This window comes from Shewanella sp. 5S214, from assembly GCF_041439795.1.
GTDB classification, from domain to species: Bacteria; Pseudomonadota; Gammaproteobacteria; order Enterobacterales; family Shewanellaceae; genus Shewanella; species Shewanella vesiculosa.
Genome location: NZ_JBGOOV010000039.1, coordinates 22,249 through 32,571 on the forward strand (window position 1 = coordinate 22,249; position 10,323 = coordinate 32,571).

The 10,323-nt window shown below is 37.4% G+C and carries 10 protein-coding genes; 9 read left to right on the forward strand and 1 reads right to left on the reverse strand.

Going from position 1 to position 10,323, the window contains the following annotated elements:
• Window positions 1–32: 32 nt before the first annotated feature.
• Window positions 33–884 carry a hypothetical protein gene (locus tag ACED29_RS19445; protein WP_347690959.1) on the reverse strand — a complete coding sequence of 284 codons (852 nt, stop codon included), beginning with the start codon at window positions 882–884 and terminating at the stop codon, window positions 33–35.
• Window positions 885–1,136: 252 nt separating this feature from the next.
• On the opposite strand from ACED29_RS19445, the gene ACED29_RS19450 reads away from it, so the two are divergent.
• The 9 genes from ACED29_RS19450 to ACED29_RS19490 form a co-directional block, all read left to right on the forward strand.
• Entirely contained in the window at window positions 1,137–2,996 is a 1,860-nt protein-coding gene (locus tag ACED29_RS19450; RefSeq protein ID WP_371698467.1) for an ATP-dependent helicase, read from the forward strand.
• 1,503 nt (window positions 2,997–4,499) lie between these two features.
• Complete coding sequence (locus tag ACED29_RS19455; RefSeq protein WP_371698468.1) at window positions 4,500–5,045, forward strand: hypothetical protein; 546 nt, start codon at window positions 4,500–4,502, stop codon at window positions 5,043–5,045.
• Between the two features lie 69 nt (window positions 5,046–5,114).
• The gene (locus ACED29_RS19460) at window positions 5,115–5,474 is read left to right on the forward strand and encodes a hypothetical protein (protein ID WP_182742168.1); all 360 of its coding nucleotides are present in this window, start codon (window positions 5,115–5,117) and stop codon (window positions 5,472–5,474) included.
• 277 nt (window positions 5,475–5,751) lie between these two features.
• A complete protein-coding gene (locus ACED29_RS19465; protein WP_182742169.1) occupies window positions 5,752–5,931 on the forward strand; it encodes a hypothetical protein in 180 nt (59 codons plus the stop codon).
• An 81-nt stretch (window positions 5,932–6,012) separates the two neighbouring features.
• Window positions 6,013–6,651 carry a hypothetical protein gene (locus ACED29_RS19470; RefSeq protein ID WP_347690956.1) on the forward strand — a complete coding sequence of 213 codons (639 nt, stop codon included), beginning with the start codon at window positions 6,013–6,015 and terminating at the stop codon, window positions 6,649–6,651.
• Between the two features lie 87 nt (window positions 6,652–6,738).
• On the forward strand, window positions 6,739–7,770 hold the full coding sequence (locus ACED29_RS19475) for an AAA family ATPase (protein WP_371698471.1): 1,032 nt from the start codon (window positions 6,739–6,741) through the stop codon (window positions 7,768–7,770).
• Between the two features lie 47 nt (window positions 7,771–7,817).
• Entirely contained in the window at window positions 7,818–8,330 is a 513-nt protein-coding gene (locus ACED29_RS19480; protein WP_182742172.1) for a hypothetical protein, read from the forward strand.
• Between the two features lie 77 nt (window positions 8,331–8,407).
• Window positions 8,408–9,541 carry a DUF3150 domain-containing protein gene (locus ACED29_RS19485; protein ID WP_371698472.1) on the forward strand — a complete coding sequence of 378 codons (1,134 nt, stop codon included), beginning with the start codon at window positions 8,408–8,410 and terminating at the stop codon, window positions 9,539–9,541.
• 72 nt (window positions 9,542–9,613) lie between these two features.
• On the forward strand, window positions 9,614–10,323 hold a 710-nt coding region (locus ACED29_RS19490; protein ID WP_371698473.1), incomplete at its 3' end, for a hypothetical protein.

The following is a 10,323-nucleotide window of genomic DNA, read 5'->3' on the forward strand; positions in this document are numbered from 1 at the left end:
CAAACTCCAAAGATGGGGGGGCGCAACGAAATTTATTGAACCGCTCCATAATGCTTACTTACCCATGGATCAATTTCAGTTAGTTTATCAATACTAATGCTGCTAATTCCTTTACCTTTTAAAAACAGATATATGTGTTGGCTGTTAGAGACAAAGGGAAACTGAGTACGGTTCCGAATAACGGGAGAAAAAACATAATATTTTTCATCCAAATCAAGAGACAACCATGTAGCCGTAAAAAATGTTTCATATCCTATGACGGCAAAAAGTCCTTTCTCACCAGATGGTGTGATGGTTGCGTACTTTAAAAGCTTTGGTGGCGTATAATGAATAAAATCACAAGTTTCTTTTACTTTCAATCCCATAAGTATTTTTGCAGTTTTACAATCTTCACCTTTAAATGTTAAGCCAATATTTCCACTCTGATCCACGGACTTAGCAACAAAAGATAGTTTACGTGTTGATTGTGCAGTTTCGATTAACTCGTTTTCAATGTTATCAAACACATTTTGAATATTTCCCTTTTTATCAATGGGATAGTAGACAATGCCATAATAAGTATGGAGAGGTTCATTGGCTTTGTTAGTGCCAAGCATACTGAGCAATCCACCACCGAGGCCACCGCCAAATGCAGCACCAATAATGCCGTCAGCCGCATAGTCTAACGCGCCGGGAGTCGTGTCGCTATTTTTAGGCGCATCGGTATCGCGTAAACCATTATGAAATCCTAAACTGCCATCAACAACATTCATAGCAAAACTCATATTAGAGTCATAAACAAAATCATCATTGCTCTGAGCCGTGTAGGGGTCGGTAGAAGCACAACCAATCATCATGCTTGTTAACATACCGAGAACTAATAGTTTTTTGTTTAACGCATTCATTAGGTTAAGTCCTTATCTTTATTTGTTATGTATAGCTTAACACCAGTTAGAAATGGGGCAACCATGACAATCACAGTCTACACAATTGGCAATTCCCAGTATTGAAGAATATTTTTGAAGCAATATTAATAAAATACCAAAAAAAATCTACGAAAATCGATTTAAAAGTCCGAATGAGTCTCTGAACCTAAAAGAAATGAAAATGTTGTCTGATATTATTGCATCACATTCACTAATATTTAGGGTAAAGCTGTGAGTTTAAGTGTTGAGCAAGCTGGCGTTATTGCGAGTCAAGATAATCATAACCTTGTTCTTGCCCTACCAGGGGCAGGCAAAACACACACAATGATTTCATTCATAAGTAACCTTGTTCAAAATCCTGCCAATAAAGTTATTGCTTTAACATTCACACAAGCAGCCGCCGCAGAGATGAAGGCTAGGGTAGGTAAATTGGTTCGAGGGCAAAAGCGAAAACAAGTATTTGTATCGACATTCCACTCATTAATATGGAGCCAAACGAAAAAGCATCCAAGTTTTAGTGGCCGGAAGTTGTTAACTGGAGCCAGTGCAAAAAGGGTATCGGATTTTATTATTGAAGAATACAGAAGATTATTGAGTATAGGCGAAGATGTCTATGTCAATGTTTATGAAACGCATGATAAGCATGGCAATGAATATGTCGAGCCCAAATTAAAAGCCAAAAAACTAAAGTTTAAAACGATCAGCAACTTGTTATTGAAAGAGTTAAGTGTAACCCCATTCCATGACACGATAAGTTTTGATTTTGAAGATGAGTTTCCAAAAGGCATTGAGCATTTCTATACCTACTACTTGAATAAACTTGCGGCGTTAAAATATTGGCCGATGGATATTATGTGTGTGGAGATAACAAAAGCATTGTTAGTTGGGGATATTGAGCCCATAGATAGCACACAAATTATTGTAGATGAATTTCAAGATACAGATTTAGTGCAATACTCTTGGGTTAAGTGTCATGGGCTTGGTGGCGCAATGATTACCTGTGTGGGTGATGATGATCAATCAATCTACAGCTTCAGAGGGGCCCTTGGAGTGGCGGGAATGCGAATGTTCCAAGATGATTTTAACGTCAAATTTCATACGTTAAGCATGTGCTACCGATGTGGTAGTGAGATATTAAATTCAGCCGGTGCCGTTGTTGCGCAAAACAAAGACCGCATTGATAAAGAAATGAATTCAGGATCGACAGATGAGGGCGAAGTGTTTTTTCATGGTGTTCAAGATTTGGACGAAGAGCATGAAGGCATTTTAGACATGATAAATGAGAATGAAGATAAATCAGTTGCTGTGCTTGCTAGAACAAATGGGGAGCTTGACGTATTAGAAGCGTATTTAAAAAGTGAGAATGGTATTGACTGCACCCGATTAAATAGTAAATCGATCTGGGAAAGTGATAATCTCAAAGTGTTGTTGAACTTTTTTTGTTCAATTATACAGTTAAATACCACAGCCCATTTAATTCCAAGCTTGGTTTATTTGAGAGAATCCCAAGAACAAATCGTTCAGATCAATCAATCACTAGATGGCTTAGGCTTTGGTCACTGCAATACTCACGAGTGGTCGTTGCAACCAATAACGATTAGTTTTCATCAAAAGTGTCAACAGTATTGGCACCTATCTACATGTACCGATGAAGAAGAAATTCGGATGTTTATTCATGATGTTTGTAATACATTAGGTGATTACTTGGGGAAAGGTATCCAAGACTTTAAATTGACTTTTATTGAAATTTTGCATGGTATTAATAGGGAACAGTTGGTCGATAAACTACAATGGATAGAGGACCAGACTAATCAAAAAAGTAAAAAAAAGGCAAGTTCTGAACTTCCTGTACTCACCACCTTTCACGGCTCAAAAGGCTTAGAGTGGGATGTAGTTTGGTTGAAGGGATTGGATGAAGGAAACATTCCTCATAAAATGCCTGGGACTATTATGAACGAGGAAACAATTGAAGAAGAGCGGCGTTTGCTTTATGTGGCGATGTCCCGAGCGAAAACAAAATTGTATCTTTCATGGTTGGGTACGGCCTCAAGATTTTTAACTAATGCTTTTGACGTTGAGAATTTTATATAATAAATTGTGATCAAAAGCATTGCAGCATTCAAGCAAATGTAGTAAATTTTTATCCGTTATCTATAAAGTAGATTACAAAAATAACATGATGTAAAACATCATAAAATATTGAGCCTTGCTCATATCAATCCCAATGAAATATCGATGTAATATACATCTCCCCATTTTTATAATTTTTAATTAATTATGAAAATAATCCCAAATTAACAACCAAAGTTTGCCTCTAAGACCTCGCTTTGTATTAGGTCGGTGCAGGTGGTTTTTGCTTGTTGATTTTTCTAGTTTCCTCAATCGTTTATCCTCATTTTTTTAATTTTTACCTAAATAGGTAGACCTTAAAAATTTTAGTAAACGCATGTCAGCTCACCATGGGAAACCCGAGCGGTTAGTTATTTTTCGAAGTAATTAATGTCAAATGTGTAAATTTTCCTAGAAAACATTACGCATTTTCCTAAACAACCCCCTAACTAACAACCCCACCCCTTAAGGGAACAAATATCCCTTTTGGATCATTGTGTTCTCTTAATTTAACCGTCCGGAGGACACATTTATGTCAAAATCTACTTCAAGCGATATGATAAACCCTGATTCAGAAATTACTAAAGTAACTCAGATTCAGTTTTTTATTCTCATGACTAGATTCGAACTAAGCAAGTTACGACATAAACTAAGAAACTTACGATATAAAATAAAAAATTTTTTAAACCTATATCGTTAATTTAATAATTTACTCACCCAATGGGACACATTTAATCCCTTGGGATAAGTGTGTTCATCTTTATCGTCTAGGAGGACACACTTATGGAAATCGCAATCATTGCTTCATTAATCATTCCTGCAATCATCATTCACAAAATTATCGTACAACCACTCTTATGGGGGTTTGTTCGTTAATGTGAATTTTGAAGCTAACACTAAGGTTTACCCATTTGGGTAACCTTTTTGTTGGTCTCTTCAAATGCTCTTTTACAAGGGGAATTCGATGAGACCAACAAACTTAAAGGGTGATTAGTATGGAAATTATTATTGTCTTAGCGATGGCGGTTCCTGCATTGATTATAAACAAAATTCTTGTACGTCCATTCTTATGGAATGTGATGGGAAGTTAATTCACTATAACGTTTAGTGGCGGAGATTATTCTTTGGCGTTGAAATTACGCGAGTGGCGGTGGTGTCGTCACTCAAATTAACTAATCAAATCAAAAACGATTTGCGAGTCGATTTCGCTTTGACAAGTTCCTCAATCGTTTATCCCTATTTATTAATTTTTTAAGCCTCTTTTGGCTTTGAAATTAATTTTTATATAAACGCATGTCAGCTCAACATGGGAAACCCGAGCGGCTATTTTCAGAAATGATGATAGTGACCGACATTATTAATATCTAAGCGATATAGATGATGTGAGAGCCTTTGGCTAACTACCCCCATAGGGAAGCATTTTCCCATTGGGGGAAACGTGTCTTTTCTATGGGTTAACTATCTTATATGGAAGGACACATTATTATGAACACTACAACTCAACCAACTCGTCAAAACTCTCTCGTTTTCACTGGCAATGTTTCACAAGTAAAACCCATTCAGGGCGGTGCATGTGCAATCTCGTTAGCGTATAACGAAGGTTCGATGGTTAATGGCCAATGGGAAACGAAAGATACACTGTTTCTCGAAGCTTATATTCCTGCGAAGCTCAATTTTCAACCTAATGTTGGTGATAAAATGACAATTTCAGGATTCATGGCCGCAAATAATTACCAACCTCAAAATAGTAAAAAACGTTATGGGTCGAGAGTGGTTATTAATGAAATCGTTGAATACATAGCTAAAACCGTAAACAACGCATCACAACAAAATAACTATAACAATGCCCCGCAACAATATGCACCGCGTAATGCCCCGCAACAACATGCGCCGCAATATGCACCGCGTAATGCCCCGCAACAACATGCGCCGCAACAACATGCGCCGCAGTATGCACAGCGTAATGCTCCGCAACAACATGATTCTAGACCTAATAACTCTTTTCAAAGAGGTGCAGGTTTTCAGAATTAATTTAACTTCAATCCACAGGGAAATCGTCCCTGTGGATACGCATTCCTTGTTTAATTTTAAGGAATGCCTATGAATAAAAATTTAATCAATATAATTACTCAGGAGGAATTATTTAACATTAGCTTGTTTGGATTTACCATTGCATTGCAATTAGATCCAAGTTTCATTCAATTAGCTTTGCATCTACTTTTTATCTTGTCTTCTTTGGCTTATTTACATAGCCGTTTAGTTGTATATAAGAAGGAGGCTCAGAGTTTAACTATCTTCGCTTTTGACTTCATTCGAACTATATCATTGCCTGTTGGCCTTGCTTTTATAAGTATGGCGTTTAGTTATATGACATTTTGGCTTACCTTTATTGGTCTAAGCTTTTTTATCGTATATAGCGCAATAGTGTGGTCGTTTTGGAATGTAAAAAATGAAGATTAATTGCTTGAAATTCAAACAGTGTTAGAATGAATACATGGAGCCATAAACATGAACCCGAGTATTATGATTACAGAATCGTTTAGTTACTGGATGCCTTATGTTTCACTTGGTATTGTTATTGTTGGGGGCCTATGTATGGGAATTTACCATATAGCGACTTTTGATGAATTCAAAGCCAAACAAAAATTGAAAGACCACCAGAACTAACATATTTGCTTAACTACCCTTGAGGGACACTCCCTCAAGGAGTTGTGTTCCTCAAAATTTGGAGAACACTATGAGTAACAAAACCCTATCATCTCAAGCGGCATACTATCGACGTCGCAAACAGAAAATTCTAAAAAAACTTATACAAATCCGAGATTCAGAATTTGGTGACTCAAAGTTTATAAAAACTTCGCGCCGCCTGTCTCGTACTGACTTAGAAATGAGTCAGTTGATGAATTTATGTAAATAAACCCCATTTAGATTTTACTACCCACGCGGGAACATCACCCGTCTGGGATTGGTGTATCTCGCGGTCCTGGAGGACACACCAATGCGTAAATCCAAAAACAATTGTCAGGAACAACCATTTTGGTCACTACCTGAAACCATTCATCATATTTTAGATAAAGATATTGTTGATTCGATTCGTCGAGGCAATGAAAAATGTTCTACGATGATGATGATGGACCCACACTTTCAACACTCCACTAATCAGTATCACATTGAATGGACTCAAGATAATATTGATATGCTATTAAATGGCATGTTAATAAGAAGCCTTGAGATATTACGAAATGCGCAACCTGATAACGAATTATTTAAAGAGGAAATTATGTGGCAATCGACACCGCAGTTCGCACAAGTGTGTCGTTATGCTGGATTTAACCCTCGGATAATACGGGATGAAGTTAGACATATAATGAAAAAATACAGCAAGACGGTTGAAGTTGATCAGCTTGAAGAGTTTGTTCATTGGTCTAATTTTTTTGGTGAAATGTTCAAAGAAAAAATAGGCGTTAAAGTCGTGAAACAAAACGTAATGATTACACTCGTTAAGCATATTAATGAAGATTACGAGTTAGTCACAATTTTAAAGCAAATAGGCGAACTAATGGATGATCTTTATCTTGCAGGCGTCACAACTAGAGATGTTATGAATGAATATTTAGCTAACGCTATCAATTCATAACAGAGCTATAAATTAAATAACCCACTTGGGACACACAACTCCCATTGGGATTAGTGTGTCCAATACTCAGTCCTTGGAGGACACACTATGTCAGCTTTAGCAATAAACGCAACAGCACCAATTGATTACACTGAAATGGAACAAGTATCTGCTCATTTGGTATTTCCTGAGTTATTTGAACCATCAACAGTCATGTTAAAACGTCGTAAGCATCGCCACCCTGACTGTATTACATCTAATCAGATGTATATACCAGAGTCAGAAAACGCGAAACTTGCATTAGTTTGGCTTATGGCTCCACATCAATTGTTAAGCTTGGGTTTACAAGGTCACACTGGTACCGGTAAAACGGAATTGGCGTTGTACTTGGCTGATAAACTCAATTTACCTATTTATATTGTGAAAGTTCATGCACGCATGAACCCACAAGATTTAGAGGGAAGTTATGTATTAGATGTTGAAAACAACCAAACGGTTACACGTAAAGAATATGGTCCTGCAGCGAAGGCATACATCAACGGCGGTATTTTGTTGTTAGATGAATTCGATAAAGCAAGTGGTGAACTGACTTCAGCAATGCATTTGCTCGTCGAAGGTAAACCATGGCCATTGGAAATGTTCAAAGAAACTATAACTAAGCACCCACAGTGCTTTGTTATTGGCACAGCAAACACTTATGGCACTGGTCATGATGAACGTTACATTACATCAAATCAGATGGATCAAGCCTTTTTAAGCCGCTTTATGTGGATTGAAACGGTATACCCAAATGTCATTCAAGAGTCGAAGATCCTTGAAAAGTTTGCTCCTAGGCTTCCACTTCACTTACGCAACGATATCATTAAGCTCGCTAATGCTTTTAGAGATGCGGCGCTTGGTGTCAATCGTGATGGCGATATAGAAGATCCTATTCAATGCATATTTTCTACACGGGTAGTTGTTGCTTGGGCTTATTATATTCAAGCATTTGGTGTTTTCCGTACATTGAGAAAATCATTAGATTCAGTATTTTTAAAATCGGTTAGCCCCGAAGATGCTGAAATTGTGAATGATATTGTTTCTAAGGTATTTGGAGACGATATTGATAAAACGCTTAAAGATTTACTTGCAAAAAAGTAGTTAAACCTTCAATAGCTAAAGCTTGGGACGCTATACCGCTAGGTACAGTGTTCGAAGCATTTAATATTTCATCAGAACATTGGGACGGCAAGTCAAGTTGGGCGGCTGTTTCTTTGGATGGACTGTTTATTATTGAAGGTTCGGTCGATGGTAATCGAATATTGAAAGTAAATGGCATTGTAGATTCAAAGTCTAATGTAAATATTGGATTGAGAAAAAGCTGTAGACATTTAATATGCGAAATCGTTGATGGTGAGAAACGAATAGAATTTACTCAGTATCGAGCTTCTCAAGTAACTGCTACACACAAAAAACTAAACTTCATGCTATACGTCCATCCCACAGGGAAAAAATGGGCAATCGCAGAAAACCATACCAAAGTAGTTGTAATGTTTAAAAATGACCAAACCCTTGGGCGCTGGGTTCTTTATGAGAACAATTTGATAGATTTAACAAGTGAAGCTGGAATAGCTGAGCGAATTAGAGTGATCAACAGCAAAGAAGGAAAAGGTTACAACTTAGATGGTCTAATCAACTACTCAGGTGTTATTAAGCAATAAACTCAACCCCCTTAAGGGATACATTCATCCCTTATGGGCTTGATGTATCCCTTTTTTATGTCCTGGAGGACGCAATCATGGATACATCAACAACAACTTCAACACATCAAGCCGTTACTACATCATCAGAACTTTGCTCTCGTTTAACACAGTTAGAGCGAGGTGTTTGTGTGGTTAACGTTATTTCATTAGCAGCTTGTGGAGAGAAATCTCTACCTAAAGTTAAAGTGGAACTTGACGGAGTACTGCAGGATTCAGACTCTATTAAAGGGTCAAAGATTCGCTGGTTTCCAAAAGAGCCCCTTAATTTTACAAGTAAAGCAAAACAGGCGATTGCTAGAGTATTGAGCTCTTACGGCGTTCGTTGGGGAGATATGACAATCGTGCCATTGGCAAGATTAGATGATCTTCAATACGACATTAAAGCTATTGAGATTGATTGGGAAATGGCGTTGAACGACATGCTCGACAATTACGATTCGCTTGTGAGTGATTGGCAAATGTCGAATTTGGATGTTGCAGATATTATGCGACGTTACACAATGGACAAGGCTGAGTTTGGTGGACGCTTCAAAATGAAAATGTTACCACCGGTAGCATTTAATCCTTTGATTGCTGAAGGCGATGAAGAGTCTGCTGAAGAACTCGCAGATGATATTTTAAGTAATTTGTATGGTGAAGTAGCAAAGATGGCCAGTGACATTTACGACAAGTCATTTTTTGTCGCAGATACTAATGGTCATAAAGTTGCGCGGACTAAAGCTAATAGGCGGATTAAAGATACTTTTAAACGCTTAATCGATAAATTAGAAGGGTTATCGTTTCTAGATAACAATATCGAGAAAGTGGTAGCTCAAACCAATGTCGTTCTTAATTCAATGCCTCGCACGGGATGGATTGAGGGGGCAAATTTATCTAATTTAGCGCGCTGGACCTTAGTGATGTCAAACCCTGACATGCTTCGAAATCATGCTTCAGATAGTTTTACTTTAGAAGTAGAACCTGAATTTATAGAAGACGATTTTGGTGTACTAGGGGAATCTGTTTCTACTAGCTTAGATGAAGATTTAAGTGTGTTTGAAGCACAACAAGATGTAGTTGATACGACGAAAGTAAATGCACCGGTAGACAATTTTTCTATCGAGGGTTCCGTTGATATTGACTTCACAAATCAAGAGCCCGACCAATTAGGTTTTGGTCTAGGCTTTTAAATAACCCCAATGGGAGAACACTTACCCCCTTTGGGGATTGGTGTTCTCCAAATATTTGTCTGGAGGACACCAATGACTATACAGAATAAAGCAAAATTACTTAGGAAATATAGAAACTTAAGTAGAGTGCTTACAACCAACAATAATATGGATATCACTTTTAGCGGCACACAGGCATATCATGTACCTGGACGTATAAATCTGCCAATTGGTGATTTTAGTGATGATGATTTTATCACTATGTCGATGGGGTTTTGCGATCATGAATTAGGGCATGAAAATTATACTAATTCACATTGGTATCATGAGGCAGCAAATAGAAGTCCTTATTTAAAAGGACTGCTTAACGCACTTGATGATTATCATCAAGAACGCCGCTTAATTGCTGATTTTCGTGGAACACGATTAACCTTGAGAAAACTCGTTGAGCTTTGTAAAGAGAAAGGTATTTTCAGGGTTTTACCCGATGAAGCACCTGTTCCAATGTATGTACAGGCTTGGGTGTTATTCAAAGTTCGCAGTTATTTAGAACAACCTGTGTCAGATATTTTTAATGACACAGATAAGCGTGTTTTGAGTATTTTTGGACCAAAATTTTATACCGATATTCACTCATTATTAAGTACAGAAGTAATAGACGGTTTAGTTAGTACTGAACATTGTTTCAATGCTGCTGAATCAATATTTCAACTACTAATAGATTGGATTGAAGATAATAAAGCAGAACCAGACGATAGCGACAGTCAAAGTGACTCAAGCGATTCAGATGATAGCGACAGTCA

Bases quoted from the DNA above. Each gene is read 5' to 3' on its own strand.
- ACED29_RS19445 (WP_347690959.1), bottom strand. From the start codon at position 884: ATGAATGCGTTAAACAAAAAACTATTAGTTCTCGGTATGTTAACAAGC.
- ACED29_RS19455 (WP_371698468.1), top strand. From the start codon at position 4,500: ATGAACACTACAACTCAACCAACTCGTCAAAACTCTCTCGTTTTCACT.
- ACED29_RS19460 (WP_182742168.1), top strand. From the start codon at position 5,115: ATGAATAAAAATTTAATCAATATAATTACTCAGGAGGAATTATTTAAC.
- ACED29_RS19465 (WP_182742169.1), top strand. From the start codon at position 5,752: ATGAGTAACAAAACCCTATCATCTCAAGCGGCATACTATCGACGTCGC.
- ACED29_RS19470 (WP_347690956.1), top strand. From the start codon at position 6,013: ATGCGTAAATCCAAAAACAATTGTCAGGAACAACCATTTTGGTCACTA.
- ACED29_RS19475 (WP_371698471.1), top strand. From the start codon at position 6,739: ATGTCAGCTTTAGCAATAAACGCAACAGCACCAATTGATTACACTGAA.
- ACED29_RS19485 (WP_371698472.1), top strand. From the start codon at position 8,408: ATGGATACATCAACAACAACTTCAACACATCAAGCCGTTACTACATCA.